24 protein-coding genes are annotated in these 20,540 nt (G+C 69.4%); 22 read left to right on the top strand and 2 right to left on the bottom strand.

The genetic code is table 11. The annotated features are described in order from the left end of the window. Nucleotides 1-58 precede the first annotated feature (58 nt). The 16 genes from rpsP to AB0D34_RS20250 all read left to right on the top strand — a co-directional run bounded on the left by rpsP (nt 59) and on the right by AB0D34_RS20250 (nt 12,235). The gene (gene rpsP / locus AB0D34_RS20325; RefSeq protein WP_362663250.1) at nt 59-487 is read left to right on the top strand and encodes a 30S ribosomal protein S16; all 429 of its coding nucleotides are present in this window, start codon (nt 59-61) and stop codon (nt 485-487) included. Nucleotides 488-489: 2 nt separating this feature from the next. After that, the gene (locus AB0D34_RS20320; protein ID WP_003973401.1) at nt 490-729 is read left to right on the top strand and encodes an RNA-binding protein; all 240 of its coding nucleotides are present in this window, start codon (nt 490-492) and stop codon (nt 727-729) included. Between the two features lie 81 nt (nt 730-810). After that, the gene (gene rimM, locus AB0D34_RS20315) at nt 811-1,356 is read left to right on the top strand and encodes a ribosome maturation factor RimM (RefSeq protein WP_362663248.1); all 546 of its coding nucleotides are present in this window, start codon (nt 811-813) and stop codon (nt 1,354-1,356) included. Further along, nucleotides 1,353-2,186 (top strand): tRNA (guanosine(37)-N1)-methyltransferase TrmD, encoded by an 834-nt coding sequence (gene trmD, locus AB0D34_RS20310; RefSeq protein ID WP_362663246.1) that lies wholly within the window; start codon nt 1,353-1,355, stop codon nt 2,184-2,186. Before rimM ends, trmD begins: the two co-directional genes overlap by 4 nt. 133 nt (nt 2,187-2,319) lie before the next feature. Beyond that, nucleotides 2,320-2,670 (top strand): 50S ribosomal protein L19, encoded by a 351-nt coding sequence (rplS, locus tag AB0D34_RS20305; RefSeq protein WP_356594058.1) that lies wholly within the window; start codon nt 2,320-2,322, stop codon nt 2,668-2,670. A gap of 45 nt (nt 2,671-2,715) precedes the next feature. Continuing rightward, complete coding sequence (lepB, locus tag AB0D34_RS20300; RefSeq protein ID WP_362663244.1) at nt 2,716-3,411, top strand: signal peptidase I; 696 nt, start codon at nt 2,716-2,718, stop codon at nt 3,409-3,411. Continuing rightward, nucleotides 3,404-4,498 carry a signal peptidase I gene (lepB, locus tag AB0D34_RS20295; protein WP_362663242.1) on the top strand — a complete coding sequence of 365 codons (1,095 nt, stop codon included), beginning with the start codon at nt 3,404-3,406 and terminating at the stop codon, nt 4,496-4,498. The genes lepB (AB0D34_RS20300) and lepB (AB0D34_RS20295) overlap by 8 nt, the downstream gene beginning before the upstream one ends. After that, nucleotides 4,386-5,354, top strand: a complete 969-nt coding sequence (lepB, locus tag AB0D34_RS20290) for a signal peptidase I (RefSeq protein WP_362663240.1) — start codon at nt 4,386-4,388, stop codon at nt 5,352-5,354. The genes lepB (AB0D34_RS20295) and lepB (AB0D34_RS20290) overlap by 113 nt, the downstream gene beginning before the upstream one ends. Before the next feature lie 114 nt (nt 5,355-5,468). Continuing rightward, a complete protein-coding gene (gene lepB, locus AB0D34_RS20285; RefSeq protein WP_362663238.1) occupies nt 5,469-6,242 on the top strand; it encodes a signal peptidase I in 774 nt (257 codons plus the stop codon). A gap of 127 nt (nt 6,243-6,369) precedes the next feature. Then, complete coding sequence (locus AB0D34_RS20280) at nt 6,370-6,873, top strand: NUDIX hydrolase (RefSeq protein ID WP_362663512.1); 504 nt, start codon at nt 6,370-6,372, stop codon at nt 6,871-6,873. Nucleotides 6,874-6,929: 56 nt separating this feature from the next. Then, on the top strand, nt 6,930-7,238 hold the full coding sequence (locus AB0D34_RS20275) for a DUF2469 domain-containing protein (protein WP_003965949.1): 309 nt from the start codon (nt 6,930-6,932) through the stop codon (nt 7,236-7,238). Nucleotides 7,239-7,339: 101 nt separating this feature from the next. Then, entirely contained in the window at nt 7,340-7,702 is a 363-nt protein-coding gene (locus AB0D34_RS20270) for a YraN family protein (RefSeq protein ID WP_362663236.1), read from the top strand. Between the two features lies 1 nt (nt 7,703). Further along, complete coding sequence (locus tag AB0D34_RS20265; protein WP_362663234.1) at nt 7,704-9,329, top strand: YifB family Mg chelatase-like AAA ATPase; 1,626 nt, start codon at nt 7,704-7,706, stop codon at nt 9,327-9,329. After that, nucleotides 9,326-10,483 carry a DNA-processing protein DprA gene (gene dprA, locus AB0D34_RS20260; protein ID WP_362663232.1) on the top strand — a complete coding sequence of 386 codons (1,158 nt, stop codon included), beginning with the start codon at nt 9,326-9,328 and terminating at the stop codon, nt 10,481-10,483. Before AB0D34_RS20265 ends, dprA begins: the two co-directional genes overlap by 4 nt. A gap of 243 nt (nt 10,484-10,726) precedes the next feature. Next, the gene (gene whiG / locus AB0D34_RS20255) at nt 10,727-11,572 is read left to right on the top strand and encodes an RNA polymerase sigma factor WhiG (RefSeq protein ID WP_362663230.1); all 846 of its coding nucleotides are present in this window, start codon (nt 10,727-10,729) and stop codon (nt 11,570-11,572) included. Between the two features lie 105 nt (nt 11,573-11,677). Continuing rightward, entirely contained in the window at nt 11,678-12,235 is a 558-nt protein-coding gene (locus tag AB0D34_RS20250) for a helix-turn-helix domain-containing protein (RefSeq protein ID WP_362663510.1), read from the top strand. Between the two features lie 86 nt (nt 12,236-12,321). Here AB0D34_RS20250 and AB0D34_RS20245 read toward each other — a convergent pair whose 3' ends face one another. Then, entirely contained in the window at nt 12,322-12,885 is a 564-nt protein-coding gene (locus AB0D34_RS20245; RefSeq protein ID WP_362663228.1) for a M23 family metallopeptidase, read from the bottom strand. A gap of 272 nt (nt 12,886-13,157) precedes the next feature. On the opposite strand from AB0D34_RS20245, the gene rpsB reads away from it, so the two are divergent. The 5 genes from rpsB to AB0D34_RS20220 all read left to right on the top strand — a co-directional run bounded on the left by rpsB (nt 13,158) and on the right by AB0D34_RS20220 (nt 17,869). Continuing rightward, a complete protein-coding gene (rpsB, locus tag AB0D34_RS20240; protein WP_362663227.1) occupies nt 13,158-14,072 on the top strand; it encodes a 30S ribosomal protein S2 in 915 nt (304 codons plus the stop codon). 158 nt (nt 14,073-14,230) lie between these two features. After that, nucleotides 14,231-15,067 carry a translation elongation factor Ts gene (tsf, locus tag AB0D34_RS20235; protein WP_362663225.1) on the top strand — a complete coding sequence of 279 codons (837 nt, stop codon included), beginning with the start codon at nt 14,231-14,233 and terminating at the stop codon, nt 15,065-15,067. Between the two features lie 185 nt (nt 15,068-15,252). Continuing rightward, nucleotides 15,253-16,011 (top strand): UMP kinase, encoded by a 759-nt coding sequence (gene pyrH, locus AB0D34_RS20230; protein ID WP_362663223.1) that lies wholly within the window; start codon nt 15,253-15,255, stop codon nt 16,009-16,011. A 146-nt stretch (nt 16,012-16,157) separates the two neighbouring features. Further along, entirely contained in the window at nt 16,158-16,715 is a 558-nt protein-coding gene (gene frr / locus AB0D34_RS20225; RefSeq protein ID WP_057616820.1) for a ribosome recycling factor, read from the top strand. Further along, the gene (locus AB0D34_RS20220) at nt 16,715-17,869 is read left to right on the top strand and encodes a phosphatidate cytidylyltransferase (RefSeq protein WP_362663221.1); all 1,155 of its coding nucleotides are present in this window, start codon (nt 16,715-16,717) and stop codon (nt 17,867-17,869) included. Before frr ends, AB0D34_RS20220 begins: the two co-directional genes overlap by 1 nt. A 144-nt stretch (nt 17,870-18,013) precedes the next feature. On the opposite strand, the gene AB0D34_RS20215 is transcribed toward AB0D34_RS20220, so the two are convergent. Continuing rightward, entirely contained in the window at nt 18,014-19,222 is a 1,209-nt protein-coding gene (locus tag AB0D34_RS20215) for a glycosyltransferase family A protein (RefSeq protein WP_362663219.1), read from the bottom strand. Between the two features lie 197 nt (nt 19,223-19,419). Here AB0D34_RS20215 and rlmN point away from each other — a divergent pair, with 197 nt between their 5' ends. After that, nucleotides 19,420-20,526, top strand: coding sequence for a 23S rRNA (adenine(2503)-C(2))-methyltransferase RlmN (gene rlmN / locus AB0D34_RS20210; RefSeq protein WP_362663217.1), 1,107 nt, complete (start codon nt 19,420-19,422; stop codon nt 20,524-20,526). Nucleotides 20,527-20,540 lie beyond the last annotated feature (14 nt).

Raw genomic sequence — 20,540 nt, 5'->3', positions numbered from 1 at the left:
ACCCCACGCGGCAATCTCGCCGTGCCCAACCACGTCAAAACCAGGAGAACCCACTCCCGTGGCAGTCAAGATCAAGCTGAAGCGTCTGGGCAAGATCCGTTCGCCTCACTACCGCATCGTCGTCGCCGACTCCCGTACCCGTCGTGACGGCCGTGCGATCGAGGAGATCGGCCTGTACCACCCGGTGCAGAACCCCTCGCGCATCGAGGTCGACACCGAGCGTGCGCAGTACTGGCTGGGTGTCGGCGCGCAGCCGACCGAGCCGGTTCTCGCCATCCTCAAGCTGACCGGCGACTGGCAGAAGTTCAAGGGCCTGCCCGCCCCGGCTCCGCTGCTCCAGCCGGCCGAGAAGGCCGCACGTCCCTCGTTCGAGGCCCTTGGTGGCGACAACGAGGGCAAGGGTGAGGCCATCACCCAGAAGAAGAAGGCCGAGAAGAAGGACGAGGCTGCGACCGCGTCTTCTTCGGCTGAGCCGACCGAGGCCTGAGCATGCTCGAGGAGGCTCTCGAGCACCTCGTGAAGGGCATCGTCGACAACCCTGACGATGTGCAGGTCGCCTCGCGCAACCTGCGCCGCGGGCGTGTGCTGGAGGTCCGGGTCCACCCCGACGACCTCGGCAAGGTGATCGGCCGCAACGGCCGCACCGCACGCGCCCTGCGCACCGTCGTGGGCGCCATCGGCGGCCGCGGTGTCCGTGTCGACCTCGTCGACGTGGACCACGTCCGCTGACGCAACGCAGCACCGGCTCGGGCCGGGGAGGGCCACAGGGCCGTCCCCGGCCCGTAGTCGTATGACAGGAGAGCAAGCACAGTGCAGCTGGTAGTCGCACGGATCGGCCGCGCCCACGGCATCAAGGGCGAGGTCACCGTCGAGGTACGTACAGACGAGCCGGAACTCAGGCTCGCCCCCGGTGCCGTACTCGCCACCGATCCCGCCGCCACGGGACCCCTCACCATCGAGACCGGCCGGGTCCACAGCGGCCGCCTCCTCCTGCGCTTCGAGGGCGTCAAGGACCGCACCGGCGCCGAGGCCCTGCGTAACACTCTCCTGATCGCCGAGGTCGATCCGGAGGAGCTGCCGGAGGAGGAGGACGAGTACTACGACCACCAGCTCATCGACCTGGACGTGGTCACGGCGGACGGCGTCGAGGTCGGACGGATCACCGAGATCTCGCACCTGCCCTCCCAGGACCTCTTCATCGTGGAGCGGCCCGACGGCAGCGAGGTCATGATCCCGTTCGTCGAGGAGATCGTCAGCGAGATCGATCTGGAGGAGCAGAAGGCGGTCATCACGCCGCCGCCCGGGCTGATCGACGACCAGGCCGAGATCGCGTCCTCCAGGGAAGACGGCGCATGAGGCTCGACGTCGTCACGATCTTCCCCGAGTACCTCGACCCCCTGAACGTCTCCCTCGTCGGCAAGGCACGCGCGCGTGGGCAGCTCCAGGTCCATGTGCACGACCTGCGCGCGTGGACGTACGACCGCCACAACACCGTCGACGACACCCCGTACGGCGGCGGCCCGGGCATGGTCATGAAGACCGACCCCTGGGGGGAGGCGCTGGACTCCACGCTGGCGGACGGATACGAGACGGGCTCCCACGCGCCCGCCCTCATCGTCCCCACCCCGAGCGGCCGCCCCTTCACCCAGGAACTCGCCGTCGAACTCTCCGAGCGCCCCTGGCTGATCTTCACGCCCGCGCGCTACGAGGGCATCGACCGCCGGGTCATCGACGAGTACGCCACCAGGATTCCCGTGTACGAGGTGTCCATCGGCGACTACGTCCTCGCCGGCGGCGAGGCGGCCGTACTGGTAGTTACGGAGGCCGTCGCGCGGCTGCTGCCGGGTGTCCTCGGCAACGCCGAGTCGCACCGGGACGACTCCTTCGCACCCGGTGCCATGGCCAACCTCCTGGAGGGGCCCGTCTACACCAAGCCGCCCGAGTGGCGCGGCCGCGGCATCCCGGACGTGCTGCTCAGCGGGCACCACGGCAAGATCGCCCGCTGGCGCCGCGACGAGGCGCTCAGGCGTACGGCGGCCAACCGGCCCGACCTCATCGAGCGCTGCGACCCGGCGGCCTTCGACAAGAAGGACCGCGAGATGCTCTCCATCCTGGGCTGGGCGCCGGACCCCGCGGGGGAGCCGTACGGCCGATTTTGGCGCAGGCCAGAAGGCATGGAAGAATAGGTCGCTGTTGTGCGTCGTCCGGCGTGCGCCCCTGCCACAGGGGGACACGACGCCCGCCCCGACACGGACAGCCTCCTCACGAACCACTAGCTACCGCCGATGACCTGTGGCATGGGCGAAGAAAGCAGACGAAATGTCTCACCTGCTCGACTCCGTCGACTCCGCGTCGCTGCGCAGCGACATCCCGGCCTTCCGCCCGGGTGACACCGTCAACGTCCATGTCCGCGTCATCGAGGGCAACCGCTCCCGTGTGCAGCAGTTCAAGGGCGTAGTCATCCGTCGCCAGGGCTCTGGTGTCCGCGAGACCTTCACGGTCCGCAAGGTCTCGTTCTCCGTCGGCGTCGAGCGCACCTTCCCGGTGCACACCCCGATCGTCGAGAAGATCGAGCTCGTCACGCGTGGTGACGTCCGTCGCGCCAAGCTGTACTACCTGCGTGAGCTGCGCGGCAAGGCCGCGAAGATCAAGGAGAAGCGCGACAACTGAGCGCCTCTCGGACGTCACATCGGGGCCGGATAACATCTGGCTCCGATGGACACCGAAGCACAGCCGACGAAGCGCGACCGCTCCTCCCGCCCTGAACCAGGGGCCGCGGAGGGACGGTCGCGTTTCGCGTTGGTGTCGAGAATCACCGAGTGGCTTCCCGGCGGCCGGGTCTCCCTGACGCTGCTGCTCTGCCTGGTGTTTCTCCTGTTGATCAGCACGTTCGTGGTCAAACCTTTCCAGATTCCCAGCGGATCCATGGAAAACGGATTGAGGATCGGGGACCGCGTTCTCGTAAATAGGTTGGCGTACCGTTTCGGTGCCGAGCCGCGGCGGGGAGATGTGGTCGTCTTCGACGGAACCGGGTATTTCGGGGACGGGGACTACATCAAACGCGTTGTGGGTGTGGGGGGAGACCACGTGGTCTGCTGTGACACGAAGGGGAGGATCGAGGTGAACGGCCGGTCGGTCGACGAGTCGGGCTTCCTGCACCCGGGCGACAGTCCGTCCTCGGTGCCCTTCGACGTGGAGGTGCCCGAGGGCACCCTGTTCGTCCTGGGCGACCACCGCAGCGTCTCCAGCGACTCCCGGGACCACCTCGGCTCACCGGGCGGCGGCATGATCCCGGTCGACGACGTCCTCGGACGGGCCGACTGGATCGTCTGGCCCTTCGGCCACACCACCCGCCTGCAGCGTTCCACCGCCTACGCGCGCGTGCCCGCCGGGGAGGGTGCGCATGGGTAACCGCGGCAAACCACGCGGTGTGCCGAGCGAGGCCGCCGACCAGCTGCTCCCCACCGGTGTCCGCCGCGCCGCCAGTCCCGCCGGCGGCCGTTCGCGCGCGGAGCGGCGCAAGCTGCAGCGCAAGGTCAAGCGGCGCCGGAGGCGCGGCGCGGTCAAGGAGATACCGCTTCTCGTCGGCGTGGCCGTCCTCATAGCCCTCGTCCTGAAGACCTTCCTCGTCCAGGCGTTCGTGATCCCGTCCGGCTCGATGGAGCAGACGATCCGGATCGGCGACCGCGTCCTGGTCGACAAGTTCACCCCGTGGTTCGGCTCCGAGCCGCAGCGCGGGGACGTCGTCGTCTTCAAGGACCCCGGGGGCTGGCTCCAGGACGAGCAGACCACCACGAAGAAGGACGACCCCGTCGTCGTCAAGCAGATCAAGGAAGGGCTCACCTTCATCGGCCTGCTGCCTTCGGACAACGAGAAGGACCTCATCAAGCGGGTCGTCGGAGTCGGCGGCGACCGCGTCAAGTGCTGTGACACGGAGGGACGGGTCACCGTCAACGGCGTCCCCCTGAGCGAGACGGACTACCTGTATCCCGGAAACGCCCCCTCCACCCAGCAGTTCGACATCACCGTCCCCCAGGGGCGGCTGTGGGTGATGGGCGACCACCGCGCCAACTCCGCGGACTCCCGCTCGCACCAGGACACCGACTACGGCGGGACCGTCTCCCTGGACTCGGTGGTGGGCCGGGCCAGGGTCATCGCATGGCCTTTCGGCCACTGGACCATGCTGGACGAACCGAAAACTTACTCTTCCGTTGCCGACTCGGTGTCCGGGGCGACCGCAGCTTCCCAGGCGTCGCTTAGGGTTGCTCAGGACGATCCGAACGAAGCGATCCAACTCCCGAGCCCTGCGGAACTCCCGCTCGTTATGGGAGTGGTGGGCCTGCGCCGTACTTGGGGCAGGCGGCGGCACAGAGTAAGGAGTTGGCGTGGGGGATGTGGCGGTTGGCGCACGATCCGGGCACGACGGCGAGGAGCACCGCGGACGCCCCGTGGAAGCAGCCGACCCGGCCGCGGACAGCGCCGTGACCTCCGGGAGTGACTCCGGGGCGACCGAGGACGGCAGGACGACGGAGGCCAAGGGAGGGGGGTCCGGCGACTCGGCCCCCAGGGTGAAGAAGCAGCGCTCCTTCTGGAAGGAGCTGCCCATCCTGATCGGTATCGCGCTGGTGCTGGCGCTGCTGATCAAGACGTTCCTGGTGCAGGCCTTCTCGATCCCGTCGGACTCGATGCAGAACACCCTCCAGGAGGGCGACCGCGTCCTGGTCGACAAGCTCACCCCGTGGTTCGGCTCCGAGCCCGAGCGCGGCGAGGTCGTCGTCTTCCACGACCCGGACAACTGGCTGGCGGGCGAGCCGACGGCGGACCCGAACGCCGTACAGACGTTCCTCTCCTGGATCGGTCTGATGCCCTCCGCCGAGGAGAAGGACCTCATCAAGCGCGTCATCGGCGTCGGCGGCGACACGGTCTCCTGCGAGGGCACCGGCCCGCTGAAGGTCAACGGCAAGGCGCTGAGCGAGTCGTCGTACGTCTACCCGGGCAACACCCCGTGCAGCCAGGACGACCAGGGTGGCCAGTTCACCGTGAAGGTCCCCAAGGGCTACATCTGGGTGATGGGCGACCACCGGCAGAACTCGCGCGACTCCCGCTACAACCAGTCCGACAAGCACCACGGCATGGTCCCGGTCGACGACGTCGTCGGGCGCGCCATCGTGAAGGCCTGGCCGATCAACCGCTGGGGCACGCTGCCGGAGCCGGACACCTTCAGCCAGGCCGGCATCAACCAGTCGTCGGCGTCCGCGGCCCTCTCCGTCGCGCCGCAGGGGATCGCCCTCGTGGGTGTGGTGCCGGTGGCGCTATGGCGTCGTAGGAAGATCGCCGCCGAGCGGACCCGCTGAGCCTCTCTGGCGGATCGGGCGCCCCGGGCCTGGTGAAAGCTTTGCGGAGCTTGGCCCTCCGGCCGGGCAGGAGGGGCTGACCCGCTCAGGTACCGCCGGGTAGGGTGCGGATCCATGGGTGGCGAGAGCACTACACGTACGGCCCCGCACAGCGGTGGCACCAGCACGGGCCCGGTGGGCAGCCGGACCGGACAGCGACTGTCCGGGCTGGCCGTCGCACTGGGCCTGGTGCTGTTTCTCGGGGGATTCGCCTGGGGAGCGGTGCTGTACCGGCCGTACACCGTGCCCACCGGCTCGATGACGCCCACCATCGACGCGGGTGACCGGGTGCTGGCGGAGCGCGTCGACGGCGACGAGATACGCCGGGGTGATGTCGTCGTGTTCACAGACGAGAGCTGGGTGACCGGCGCCTCGGTGGTCAAGCGGGTCGTCGCGGTCGGCGGGGACACCGTCTCCTGCTGCACGGACGGGAAGCTGACCGTCAACGGCAAGCAGATCGACGAGGGCTATCTCAAGGGCAGCGTGGTCGAGGACAAGTCCATCCCAACCGTGAAGGTGCCCCAAGGGCGCCTGTTCCTGCTCGGCGACGAGCGTCAGGGCTCGCTGGACTCCTCCGTCCACCTCACCGACGCCGCCCAGGGCACCGTCGCGCGCTCGGCCGTGACTGCTCGGGTGGACGCCGTCGTCTGGCCCATGAGGGGCATGCTGGAGCGTCCCACCGGCTTCGAACCGCTCGGCGCGCTCTCCTCGCCGGGCCCGCTGCGCACGATCTTCGTCCTGATCGTCGCCGGCGGGGTGCTAGTCCTGGGCGGTGGCGCGTACGGGCCCGTCGCCAAGCTGTTCAGCAGGCGCTCCCGGGTCCGGACGGAGCCGGTCGGTGCCCGCTGAGGGGCCGACGGGGCACGGGGGCTCGCCCGAGGGCGCCGGGGAGGGGCCGCGCGGGGTGGCCGGGGGTGTGTCCGAGGACGGGTCGCCTGAGGTGACCCGGGATCTGTCCGAGGGCGGGTCCGGAGAGGTGGCCCGGGATTCGTCCGAGGGTGGGCTGCGCAAGGTGGCGCGGGTGGTTCTGCTCGATCCCGAGGACCGCATCCTGCTGCTGCACGGGCATGAGCCGGACGATCCGGCCGACGACTGGTGGTTCACGCCGGGCGGCGGACTGGAGGGCGACGAGACCCGTGAAGAGGCCGCGCTCAGGGAACTCGCCGAGGAGACCGGCATCACCGAGGTGCAGCTCGGGCCGGTGCTGTGGCGGCGGATGTGCTCCTTCCCGTTCGCGGGCCGTCGCTGGGACCAGGACGAGTGGTACTACCTGGCCCGTACGACGCAGACGGCCACCGAGGCGAGAGGCCTCACCGAGCTGGAGCGGCGCAGTGTCGCCGGAGCGCGCTGGTGGACGTGTCAGGAACTGAGCCGGGCACATGAGACGGTGTATCCGACCAGACTCGCCGAGCTGCTGCGCAGGCTGCTCGACGATGGTCCCCCGGCCGGGCCCGTGACCCTGGACACCGAAATCGTCTAGGGGCTGACGGGACTGGCGCACAATGGTGGGATCGCACGGCTGAAGGGGAACATGCCATGAGCGCCGAGGACCTCGAGAAGTACGAGACCGAGATGGAGCTGAAGCTCTACCGGGAGTACCGCGATGTCGTCGGTCTGTTCAAATACGTGATCGAGACCGAGCGGCGCTTCTACCTGACCAACGACTACGAGATGCAGGTGCACTCGGTCCAGGGTGAGGTGTTCTTCGAGGTGTCCATGGCGGATGCGTGGGTGTGGGACATGTATCGGCCGGCTCGCTTCGTGAAGCAGGTCCGGGTGTTGACGTTCAAGGACGTGAACATCGAGGAGTTGAACAAGAGCGATCTGGAGCTGCCGGGTGGGTGACTCCTGCGGGTGACCCGGTTTTCCACAACCGGTGAGTAGTCCACCAAGATCAACTTGGTGGACCGGTGGGCGTGATCGTTGGTGCCGGAGGTGGTGCCGACATGAACGCACGCAGTGCACTCGGCAAGTACGGCGAGAGTCTGGCCGCGAGGCGGCTGACCGAGGCCGGGATGACGGTCCTGGAGCGCAACTGGCGCTGTGGCAGGACCGGCGAGATCGACATCGTGGCGCAGGACGGGGAGGTCCTGGTCGTCTGCGAGGTCAAGACACGGCGGGCGGGTGCCTTCGAGCACCCCATGGCCGCGGTGACCCCCGAGAAGGCGGAGCGGCTGCGGGGCCTCGCCGAACGCTGGATCCACGCTCATGGAGGGGCGCCACCGGGAGGCGTCCGCATCGACCTGGTGGGAGTGGTCCTGCCACAGCGCGGCGCGCCCGTGGTCGAGCATGCGCGGGGGGTGGCCTGAGATGGGGTTCGCTCGTACGTGCTCGGTGGCGCTGGTGGGCGTCGAGGGAGTCGTGGTCGAGGTCCAGGCGGATCTGGAGCCGGGGGTCGCGGCGTTCACGTTGGTGGGGCTGCCCGACAAGAGCCTGACGGAGAGCCGGGACCGGGTTCGGGCGGCCGTCGTGAACTCGGGCGGTGAATGGCCGCAGAAGAAACTCACGGTGGGGCTGAGTCCGGCGTCGGTGCCGAAGGCGGGTTCGGGGTTCGACCTCGCCGTCGCGTGCGCGGTGCTGGGCGCCTCCGAGCGGATCGATCCGCGGGTGCTCGCCGACATCGTGATGATCGGAGAGCTGGGCCTGGACGGACGGGTCCGGCCGGTGCGGGGCATCCTGCCGGCCGTGCTGGCCGCCGCGGACTCGGGCTACGAGCAGGTCGTGGTGCCGGAGTGCGCCGCTGCCGAGGCCTCGCTGGTGCCCGGGGTGTCCGTGCTGGGCGTGCGCAGTCTGCGGCAGCTGATCGCGATCCTCGCGGACGAGCCGGTGCCCCACGAGGAACCGGACGAGCCGGGGCGCCCCGACCCACTGCTGGCCGGGCTGCGGGTGCCGGGCACGGGGGCCGCCACCGGCATGCACAGCGCGGGAGCCGCGCAGCAGGATCACGGACACGATCTGGCCGACGTCGTCGGCCAGATGTCGGCGCGGACGGCTGTCGAGGTCGCGGCGGCCGGTGGTCACCATCTGTTCCTGGAGGGGCCGCCTGGTGCGGGCAAGACGATGCTCGCGGAGCGGCTGCCCGCGGTCCTGCCCCGGCTGGCCCGGGAGGAGTCGCTGGAGGTGACGGCGGTGCACTCGGTGGCGGGCCTGCTGCCGCCCGGCAAGCCCCTGATCGACGTCGCCCCCTACTGCGCCCCGCACCACTCGGCGACCATGCAGGCGCTCGTCGGCGGCGGACCCGGGATCGCCCGCCCCGGGGCCGTCTCGCTCTCACACAGAGGCGTACTTTTTCTGGACGAAACACCCGAATTCAACACCCAGGCTCTCGACGCGCTGCGCCAGCCGCTGGAGGCGGGGCACGTGGTGATCGCGCGCAGTGCGGGCGTCGTACGGTTCCCGGCGAAGTTCCTGATGGTGCTCGCCGCCAATCCCTGCCCCTGCGGCCGCTTCTCGCAGACCGACGACTTCTGCGAGTGTCCGCCCTCGGCGATCCGGCGCTACCAGGCCCGGCTCTCCGGTCCGTTGCTCGACCGGGTCGACCTGCGGGTCCAGGTGGACCGGGTCACACGTGACCAGCTCGCCCAGCGGGATGCCCGGGGCGAGTCGACCCAGGTGGTCGCGGACCGGGTGCGGGCCGCCAGGGAACGGGCGGCGACGCGCTTCGCCGGCACCCCGTGGCGGACCAACAGCGATGTGCCCGGTCGCGAGCTGCGAAGCCGCTGGCATGCCGTGTCCGGGGCGATGGACGGCGCCGAGCGCAATCTGGAGCGGGGCGTGCTGACGGCCCGGGGACTCGACCGTGTCCTGCGTGTCGCCTGGACGGTCGCGGACCTCGTCGGCCATGACCGCCCGGACGCGACGGACGTCGCCCTGGCGCTGCAACTGCGCACCGGGGTGCCACGGGGCGTGCCCATGGCCATCGGGGCGCTGACGTGACCGGCGACGAACCCGACGCCGAACTGCTCGACCGGGTCTTTCTCTCCCGTGTCGTCGAGCCCGGGGACGAGGTTCTGGGGCGGTGGGTTCGGGAGTGGGGTGTGAGGGAGGTGGCCTCGCGGTTGCGGAGCTGTGCGGAGCCGTTGCCCGGAGTGAGTGAGAAGCGGTGGGACGGGCTGCGGGGGCGGGCTCGGGTGGCCGAGCCGGACAGGGATCTCGGTGATGCCCATGAGGCCGGTGCGCGGTTTGTCGGACCCGGGGGTGCCGAGTGGCCGGGGCAGCTCGATGACCTCGGGGACACGCGGCCCCTCGGGCTGTGGGTGCGGGGGCGGGCCAGTCTGCGGATGTGGGCGCTCAGGTCGGTCGCTCTCGTGGGGGCCCGTGCCTGCACCGAGTACGGGGCCCACATGGCCGCCACGCTCGGCACCGGACTTGCCGAGCGAGGGTGGGTCGTCGTGTCCGGTGGGGCGTACGGGGTCGACGGCGCCGCCCATCGCGGTGCCCTCGGCGCCGGCGGCGCCACCGTCGCCGTGCTGGCCTGCGGGGTCGACCGGCCCTACCCGCGCGGCCACACCCAGTTGATCACCAGGATCGCGGAGCAGGGGCTGGTGGTCGGGGAGTTGCCGCCCGGAGATCATCCGACGCCCAGCAGGTTCGTGCTGCGGAACCGGGTGATCGCCGCCCTCACCCGGGGCACCGTGGTCGTAGAGGCCGCCCACCGCAGCGGCTCGCTCGTCACCGCGCGGGCGGCGCAGCGGCTCGGGCGGTACACGATGGGCGTGCCCGGCCCGGCCACCAGCAGTCTGTCCGCCGGAGTGCACGAGCTGCTGCGCGGGGACGCCACGCTGGTCACGGACGCTGCGGAAGTCGTCGAGCTGGTCGGCGACATGGGGGAACTGGCCCCGGACCGGCGCGGACCGGTGCTCCCGCGCGATCTGCTGGAGCCCGCGGCGAGGAGGGTGCTGGCCGCGTTGCCGGGGCGAGGGGAGGCGGGAGTGGGCGAGATCGCCCGGGGTGCGCAGACGACGCCCGACGACGCGATCGCGAGGCTGTACGAACTCCGTTCACTTGGTTACGTCGAACGACACGGCGACGGCTGGAAGTTGACACGCCAGGCGATGATCTCTGTCCGGGGCGGTCGCAGCCCGTGCTGACCCAGCGTGTTCGGCCGTCCGGGGGAACCCCGAAGCCCTTGGGAATTCCCGCAGTTGGCGCATTCTGATGATCACGCGCAGTCGCCGGCGCGGACTGCCCGGAGTGTCAGCGGAACGCATCTGCGCATGAGCCCCGCCATCCTCTTTGCGCACTGCGACTCTTCAGTCACGCTACGCTCACGGGGATTCCGACGCACTTCATGTTCAACGCGTACTTCACGGCAGAACGGCACAAGGCGACGAATGCCCCAGCACACCTCCGGGTCCGACCGGGCGGCGGCGATCCCCTCAGCCGCCCGTGACGGTGGCAGCGTGCGGCCGCCCGCTCCCTCGACGCTCGACGAGCTGTGGCGGTCGTACAAGGCGACGGCAGACGAGCGGCTGCGCGAGCAGCTGATCCTGCACTACTCACCGCTCGTGAAGTACGTCGCCGGGCGGGTGAGCGTCGGCCTGCCGCCCAACGTCGAGCAGGCGGACTTCGTGTCCTCGGGGGTCTTCGGGCTCATCGACGCGATCGAGAAGTTCGACATCGACCGGGAGATCAAGTTCGAGACGTACGCGATCACCCGGATCCGGGGCGCGATGATCGACGAACTGCGGGCGCTGGACTGGATCCCGCGGTCCGTGCGGCAGAAGGCCCGCAACGTGGAAAGGGCGTACGCGACGCTGGAGGCGCGGCTGCGGCGGACGCCCTCGGAGGGTGAGGTGGCCGGCGAGCTGGGGATCGCCGTGGACGAACTCCACGCCGTGTTCAGCCAGTTGTCGCTGGCCAACGTGGTGGCCCTGGAGGAGCTGCTGCATGTCGGCGGTGAGGGCGGGGACCGGCTCAGCCTCATGGACACGCTGGAGGACACCGCCGCGGACAACCCCGTGGAGGTCGCCGAGGACCGGGAGCTCCGGCGGTTCCTGGCGCGGGCCATCAACACGTTGCCCGAGCGGGAGAAGACCGTCGTCACGCTGTACTACTACGAGGGGCTCACGCTCGCCGAGATCGGGCACGTGCTGGGGGTCACCGAGAGCCGGGTCAGCCAGATCCACACCAAGTCCGTGCTGCAGTTGCGGGCGAAGCTGGCCAGTTTCGGTCGCTGACCCGGCCGGACGGCCCCTCGGGCAGAGCCGGTCGGGTGGAGTGACTCCCGTCGCGAGTGGTGCGTCCGTAGAGTGGTTGACGTGCCAAGGATTCGAGCGGCCTCTGTGGCCGAGCACCGGTCGATGCAGCGAGCCGCCCTGCTGGACGCGGCTCGGTCGTTGCTGTCCGAGGGCGGGACGGAGGCGCTGACCTTCCCGGCTCTCGCCGAGCGGACAGGGCTCGCGCGGTCGTCTGTGTACGAGTACTTCCGGTCGCGGGCCGCCGTGGTCGAGGAGCTGTGCGAGGTCGACTTCCCGGTGTGGGCCGCGGAGGTCTCGGCGGCGATGGAGCGGGCGTCGACGGCTGAGGGCAAGGTCGAGGCGTATGTGCGGCAGCAGTTGGCGCTGGTCGGGGATCGGCGGCATCGGGCTGTGGTCGCCATCTCCGCGAGTGAGCTGGATGCGGCGGCTCGGGAGAAGATCCGGGCCGCGCACGGGGGGCTGGTCACGATGATCGTCGAGGCGCTCGGGGAGATGGGGCATGAGCAGCCCCGGCTGGCGGCGATGCTGGTGCAGGGGGTCGTGGATGCGGCTGTGCGGCGGATTGAGCTGGAGGCGGCGGAGGAGCCTTCGGTGATCACCGAGGCTGCCGTGAGTATGGCTTTGCGGGGTGTGCGGGGCTGAGCGTGGGGCGGGGTCGCTCGCCGGCGCTTGCCGGGTGCCGCCTTTCTGTGGGTCGGGAGCCGCCCCAGCGGCACGGCTGCCCGCAGCTACGGCAAAGGGACGTCCAGTACCGGGAGCAGTCTCGATGGGCCCCTGCGCAGTAGCCACGGCGGGAGCAGGGACAGTGGGTCCAGGTAGGTGTCGGCTCTCAGCAAGCCCCAGTGCACGCACGTAGTCGTGCAGTGGGAGCCCGTCGGCTCCACCGTGCCCACCACCTCGCCCGCTTCCACCTCGTCGCCCTTCTTCACCGACGCCGTCACCGGTTCGTAGGTCGTTCGAAGGTCTGTGCCCGTCAGTTCCACGGCCACCACTCCCTTGCCCGCCACCCTGCCCGCGAAGGAGACCCGACCGGCTGCCACCGCCCGTACCGGGGTTCCGGCCGGCGCCGCCAGGTCCACGCCCCGGTGGCCGCGGCCGTACACCGTCGCCGGGGGTTCCCAGCCGCGCAGGACCGCCGGGCGGGTGCCCACCGGCCAGGTGCGGGCCAGGGCCGGTACCGAGGTGTCCGTGGCCGTCGGGGTGAACAGGGACGGCCGGGGTGTGGGCGTCGGTGCCGTCAGGAACAACAGGAACCCCAGCACCAGCCACACACCGCATCGCTTCGCTCGCATGCGGAAACCGTCCCGCACCCGCACCGATCATGGCCGGGACCTGTGGACTACTTCCGGGTTGTGGACAGCGGCGTCACCCGGTGCCTCCCGGGTCCCGTACACTTCTTCTGGCGATCCGGGTCACCGGGTCGACTTCGCACGCCCCGACACCACGCCGCCAAGCGGTCGGTGTCAGCGCCTCTCGGTCCTTTGTGGCAAGGCGCGTCGCGGGCGTCAGGCGCGAGTGCCCACCGGCACCCGCGGTACAACCGAGAACACCAAGGAGAACGGCCATGGCCGTCGTCACGATGCGGGAGCTGCTGGAAAGCGGCGTCCACTTCGGTCACCAGACCCGTCGTTGGAACCCGAAGATGAAGCGCTTCATCTTCACGGAGCGCAACGGCATCTACATCATCGACCTGCTCCAGTCGCTGTCGTACATCGACCGCGCCTACGAGTTCGTCAAGGAGACCGTCGCCCACGGCGGCACGGTCATGTTCGTCGGCACGAAGAAGCAGGCGCAGGAGGCCATCGCCGAGCAGGCCACCCGCGTCGGCATGCCCTACGTCAACCAGCGCTGGCTGGGCGGCATGCTCACCAACTTCTCGACCGTCTACAAGCGTCTGCAGCGCCTCAAGGAGCTCGAGCAGATCGACTTCGAGGACGTCGCCGCGTCGGGTCTGACCAAGAAGGAGCTTCTCGTGCTCTCGCGCGAGAAGGCCAAGCTGGAGAAGACCCTCGGTGGTATCCGCGAGATGTCCAAGGTGCCCAGCGCCGTCTGGATCGTGGACACCAAGAAGGAGCACATCGCGGTCGGCGAGGCCCGGAAGCTCAACATCCCGGTCGTCGCCATCCTCGACACCAACTGCGACCCCGACGAGGTCGACTACAAGATCCCGGGCAACGACGACGCGATCCGCTCCGTCACCCTGCTCACCCGTGTGATCGCCGACGCCGTCGCCGAGGGCCTCATCAGCCGCTCGCGCGTCGCCACCGGTGACAAGGGCGAGAAGGCCGCGGGCGAGCCGCTCGCCGAGTGGGAGCGCGACCTGCTCGAGGGCGGCGAGAAGAAGGCTGAGGAGGCTCCCGCCGAGGCTGCTCCGGCCGCGGAGGCCGCCGAGGCTCCCGCCGCTGAGGCCCCGGCTGCCGAGGCTCCGGCCGCTGAGGCCACCGAGGCCGCTCCGGCCGCGGACGCCGAGCAGGCCTGACCCGTCAGCGTCAGGGGTGACGGCGGGAGCGGGGGCATCAACTCCGCTCCCGCCGTTCACCCGTAGGTCAGCGGAGAGTCGGCGGCCCCGGGCTAGATGGGGGCCGTAGACCCCGTAGATCTTCGATCTTCCAGACTTCGAGAAAGATTCACAGACTCATGGCGAACTACACCGCCGCCGACGTCAAGAAGCTCCGTGAGCTCACGGGCGCCGGCATGATGGACTGCAAGAAGGCGCTGGACGAGGCCGAGGGCGACGTCGAGAAGGCTGTCGAGGCGCTCCGTATCCGAGGCCAGAAGGGCGTCGCCAAGCGTGAGGGCCGCTCCGCCGAGAACGGCGCCGTGGTCTCGATCATCGCCGACGACAACTCCTCCGGTGTCCTGGTCGAGCTGAAGTGCGAGACGGACTTCGTCGCCAAGGGCGAGAAGTTCCAGTCCGTCGCCAACCAGATCGCCGAGCACGTCGCCGCGACCTCCCCGGCCGACCTGGAGGCCCTGCTCGCCTCCGAGATCGAGGCCGGCAAGACCGTCCAGGCGTTCGTGGACGAGGCCAACGCCAACCTCGGCGAGAAGATCGTCCTGGACCGCTTCGCGCAGTTCGCCGACGGCTTCGTGACCGCGTACATGCACCGCACGATGCCCGACCTGCCCCCGCAGATCGGTGTCCTCGTCGAGCTGGACAAGCCGAACGCCGAGGTCGCCCGCGGTGTCGCGCAGCACATCGCCGCCTTCGCGCCGAAGTACCTCTCCAAGGAGGACGTGCCGGCCGAGGTCGTCGAGTCCGAGCGTCGCGTCGCCGAGGAGACCACCCGCGCCGAGGGCAAGCCCGAGGCCGCCCTGCCGAAGATCGTCGAGGGTCGCCTCAACGGCTTCTTCAAGGACGCCACGCTGCTCGGTCAGCCGTACGCGCTCGACAACAAGAAGTCGGTCCAGAAGGTTCTGGACGAGGCCGGTGTCACCCTGAAGCGCTTCACGCGCATCAAGGTCGGCATCTGAGTCCGTACCGCGACACGGTCCCGACCCCGATAGGGTCGGGGGCAGTCCGCGTACGCCGTCACGCACGCGTGCGTGACGGGCAGCAGATCTGACGAGGAGGCCATTGCCGCGCATGGGATGCGAACCAGTTCCCACCGGCAATGGCCTTCTTCGTATGTGTGACACGTGAAAGAAGCGAGAACGCCATGACCACGAAGCCCCAGAAGAGCGACGACGGCAAAGTACGCGGCCGGTTTCTGCTGAAGCTGTCCGGAGAGGCGTTCGCCGGTGGCGGGGGCCTGGGGGTGGACCCCGACGTGGTGCACAAGATCGCCCGTGAGATCGCCGCCGTCGTCCGGGACGGCGCCGAGATCGCCGTCGTCATCGGCGGCGGCAACTTCTTCCGAGGTGCCGAACTCCAGCAGCGCGGCATGGACCGGGCCCGCTCGGACTACATGGGCATGCTCGGCACCGTGATGAACTGCCTCGCCCTCCAGGACTTCCTGGAGAAGGAGGGCATCGACAGCCGGGTGCAGACCGCCATCACCATGGGCCAGGTCGCCGAGCCCTACATCCCGCTGCGCGCCGTGCGCCACCTGGAGAAGGGCCGTGTGGTCATCTTCGGCGCCGGTATGGGCATGCCGTACTTCTCCACCGACACCACCGCCGCGCAGCGCGCCCTGGAGATCGACGCCGAGGCGCTTCTCATGGGGAAGAACGGTGTGGACGGGGTCTACGACTCCGACCCGAAGACCAACCCCGACGCGGTCAAGTTCGACGCCCTCGGATACGGCGAGGTCATCACCCGCGACCTGAAGGTCGCCGACGCCACGGCGGTGACGCTGTGCCGTGACAACAAGCTCCCGATCCTGGTGTTCGAGCTCCTGGCGGAGGGCAATATCGCGCGCGCCGTCAAGGGTGAGAAGATCGGCACGCTTGTGGGTGACCAGGACAGCCGGGACTGAACGCAGATGTCCCCGGTCCCTGACCGGGGGATGGACAATGTCCTGCCGGTCGGGAACCGTGCAGGAAGAAGACGCGACGCAGCCGGCCGCCGCCCCACGCATACGGAACAGCAGCCGGGCCTACTCAAGACACGCAGGAGCAAGTGGTGATCGAAGAGACCCTCCTCGAGGCCGAGGAGAAGATGGAGAAGGCCGTCGTGGTCGCCAAGGAGGACTTCGCCGCGATCCGCACCGGGCGTGCGCACCCGGCGATGTTCAACAAGATCGTGGCCGACTACTACGGCGCGCCGACGCCGATCAACCAGCTGGCTTCGTTCTCCGTGCCGGAGCCGCGCATGGCCGTGGTGACCCCGTTCGACAAGACCGCGCTGCGCAACATCGAACAGGCGATCCGCGACTCCGACCTGGGAGTCAACCCGAGCAACGACGGCAACATCATCCGCGTGGTGTTCCCCGAGCTCACCGAGGAGCGCCGCCGCGACTACATCAAGGTCGCCAAGGCCAAGGCCGAGGACTCGCGCGTGTCCATCCGCTCGGTCCGCCGCAAGGCCAAGGACGCGATCGACAAGCTCGTCAAGGACGGCGAGGTCGGCGAGGACGAGGGCCGCCGTGCGGAGAAGGAGCTCGACGACGCGACGCACAAGTACGTCGCCCAGGTGGACGAGCTCCTGAAGCACAAGGAAGCGGAGCTGCTCGAGGTCTGATGAACGACTCTTCCTGGGCGACTCCGCCACACGCCGGGTACTGGGGGCCGTCCGACCAGGGGCCTGTCCAGGGGGCTGCCCCGGCGGGCCCCGCGTACGATGCGCATGACGCGCAGCACACTCGCCCCATGCCCATCGTGCCCGACGGACCCGCCGTACCCCGATACGGCGACGACCAGGATGACGAACGGGGGGCCGCTCGGCTGAGCGGTCCCTTGCTCCGGGACGATACGTTCCGAGACCAGACCAGCTCGGCGCAGCCCCAGGTGGCGGCGCCGCAGACGCAGAATCCGGAGCCCATGCCCGACGCCTCGCAGCCGGCACCCGCGCCGCAGAAGAAGAGCGCGGGGCGGGACCTGGGTGCGGCCATAGGGGTCGGGGTCGGGCTCGGCGCGGTGATCGTGGCCTCGCTGTTTTTCGTCAAGGCCGTGTTCGTCGGCGTGATAGTGGTCGCCGTCGTCGTGGGTCTGTGGGAGCTGACCGGCAGGCTTCAGGAGCGCAAGGGCATCAAGGCGCCGCTCGTGCCGCTGGCGCTCGGCGGGGCCGCGATGGTCGTCGCCGGGTACGTCCGGGGCGCCGAGGGGGCCTGGGCCGCCATGGCGCTCACGGCGCTCGCGGTCCTCGTCTGGCGGATGACGGAACCGCCGGAGGGCTACCTCAAGGACGTCACGGCAGGTGTCTTCGCCGCGTTCTACGTCCCGTTCCTGGCCACGTTCGTCGCGATGATGCTGACGGCCGAGGACGGGGCGGCCCGGGTCCTCATGTTCCTTCTGCTGACCGTGGTGAGCGACACCGGCGCGTACGCCGTCGGCTGGCGCTTCGGCACCCACAAGCTCGCGCCGCGCATCAGCCCCGGCAAGACCCGTGAGGGCCTGGTCGGAGCGGTGGCGTTCGCGATGGTGGCGGGCGCGCTGTGCATGGAGTTCCTGATCGACGACGGCGAGTGGTGGCAGGGTCTGCTCCTGGGCATCGCGGTCGCGGCCAGTGCGACGCTGGGTGACCTCGGCGAGTCGATGATCAAGCGGGACCTCGGCATCAAGGACATGGGCACACTGCTGCCGGGTCACGGCGGCATCATGGACCGCCTGGACTCGTTGCTGCCGACGGCTCCGGTGGTGTGGCTGCTGCTGGTGCTGTTCGTGGGGTCCGGCTGACGTCGCAAGTGCGGTTTTCCGGCCCCCGTCCTGTTCAGGGCGGGGGCCGCGTCGGTTGCGGACGGGGAGCGGGCTGAACCGGCGGTTCGGTGTGGACCCGCGACGTCCGCCGACGCGGGCGTCTTCGGACATGCCCTGGAGGGATCACCTGCGGGCGCGGATCCGCCGGAGGCGTCTGCGGACCTTCCGCGCCGTCCGCCGGGCGGCCGACGGGCGCGGCTTCGACGAGGGCATGACACGCCGAGTGCCAGACCAGTCCGGTACGGTCACCGCGTACGCGTGATCTGGGATTCTCACCAGCCGGTCACGGAAATGCGGATAGACGAGGTGCAGCCGACCGGTTCGGCCGTGCCGGGCCACTCCCGGCACCGTCTTGGCCCGGACGAATTCCAGGATGTTCTTCAACGGATCCAGCTTGCCCGTGGCGACACAGGTGAGAATCAGCCGCTCGCCGACCTTTATTCGGTCAGAGACGCCTCGGGTCCAGTACGCCGCCATCGGAGCGGCCAGTTCCATTCTGTGCAGCTGCTCGCTTTCCGGCTGTTTCAGCAGAGCCGGGCCGAATTGCTGTAAGAGCCCGACGGTGAAGGGCCTGACCATCAGCTGATCGCGCTTTGCGCCGGGCGGCACGAGTCTCGCGATCAGTTCCATCAGCGCGTGGATCGCGGCGAAGCGGGCCATGTAGTCGCCCCTGCGGGTCGCATGGTTGCCGTCGTCGCGGTTGACCAGGTAGTAGCAGACGTAGTCGGCGACGACGGACACGCCGTTGCCGCGCAGATACGCCTCCATGGTGAAGAGCGCGTCCTCGCCGGTGGTGAGGGTTTCGTCGAACCTGAGTCCCAGCCGCTGGATCAGTTCCCGCCGGAACAGCTTCTGGGCGCTCAGCGTGAAGATGACCATCGACGTGGCGACGTCGGCGTGCTCCAGGGTGCGGCCGAACATCGACCTCGGGACACCGCGGTTGACGCCCTCCATCTTGCCGAGCACCACATCCGTGCCGGCCCGGTCGGCCATCGCGACCAGCCGCTCCAGGGCTTCGTCCCCGAGGTGGTCATCGGCGTCCAGAAAGAACACATAGCGGCCGCGGGCCAGCTCCAGGCCGACATTGCGCGGGCCGCTGGGGCCGCCGGAGTTGGCCTGCCGCACCACCCTGGTGGGCACCTTCGACGCGGCGGCGAATTCCTCCAGGTATTCCCCCGTGCCGTCGCTCGACCCGTCGTCGACGGCGACGATCTCCATTCGGTCGGCGCCCAGTGACTGAGACTCGACCGATTCCAGACAGCGAACGAGATAGGGCATGGCTTGATATGCGCCGACGATTACCGTGACATCGGGCTCAGGTTGGCTATTCATCAAAGACCGAGACAACCGGGTCTGAACATTGGTTGTCTGGAACTTAAGAATCCGGTTATTGTTACCGGTAGGAAACCTTCCGATTGGTTACAGGAGAGGGCCGCGATGAGCTCGCACCCGCTGAGGCGGGCCGTCGCAGCGACCGCCCGTCGCCGCTGTGAGGGTCACTCATTCGGATCTGCGACACTGGTACAGCCATGCCTAAGCCCGGAGAACTCACTTTCGTCGCCCCCCGCGGAGCCAAGAAGCCGCCGCGGCACCTTGCCGATCTCACGCCCGCCGAGCGTAAGGAGGCTGTCGCTGAGATCGGGGAGAAGCCGTTTCGTGCCAAGCAGCTCTCGCAGCACTACTTCGCGCGGTACGCGCACGATCCGGCGGAGTGGACGGACATCCCGGCCGGGGCGCGCGGCAAGCTGCAGGAGGCGCTGCTTCCCGAGCTGATGACCGTCGTACGGCATCTGTCGACCGACCAGGGGACCACGCGCAAGACGCTGTGGCGGCTGTTCGACGGGACGCTCGTCGAGTCGGTGCTCATGCGGTACCCGGACCGGGTGACCATGTGCATCAGCTCGCAGGCGGGCTGTGGCATGAACTGTCCCTTCTGTGCCACCGGCCAGGCGGGGCTGGACAGGAATCTGTCCACCGCCGAGATCGTCCATCAGATCGTCGACGGGATGCGGGCGCTGCGGGACGGGGAGGTGCCGGGCGGGCCCGCGCGGCTCTCCAACATCGTCTTCATGGGGATGGGTGAGCCGCTCGCCAACTACAAGCGGGTCGTCGGCTCCATCCGTGCGCTCACCGATCCCGCTCCTGACGGGCTCGGGCTCTCGCAGCGGGGCATCACCGTGTCGACCGTCGGGCTCGTCCCCGCCATTCACCGGTTCGCCGACGAGGGCTTCAAGTGCCGGCTCGCGATCTCCCTGCACGCCCCCGACGACGAACTGCGCGACACCCTCGTCCCCGTGAACACGCGGTGGAAGGTGCGCGAGGTCCTCGACGCCGGGTTCGACTACGTCGAGAAGAGCGGGCGTCGGCTGTCCATCGAGTACGCCCTCATCCGGGACATCAATGACCAGGCCTGGCGTGGTGACCGACTCGGGCGGCTGCTCCGGGGCAAGCCCGTCCACGTCAACCTCATCCCGCTGAACCCGACCCCCGGCTCCAAGTGGACCGCCTCCCGGCCCGAGGACGAGAAGGCCTTCGTCGAGGCGATCGCCGCCCATGGTGTGCCGGTGACGGTTCGGGACACCCGTGGTCAGGAGATCGACGGGGCCTGCGGCCAGCTCGCGGCCACCGAACGGTAGTCTGAGGGACGTAC

This window comes from Streptomyces sp. NPDC048420, from assembly GCF_040651535.1.
GTDB lineage: Bacteria > Actinomycetota > Actinomycetes > Streptomycetales > Streptomycetaceae > Streptomyces.
This window is presented reverse-complemented; position numbering and strand designations above follow the sequence as displayed.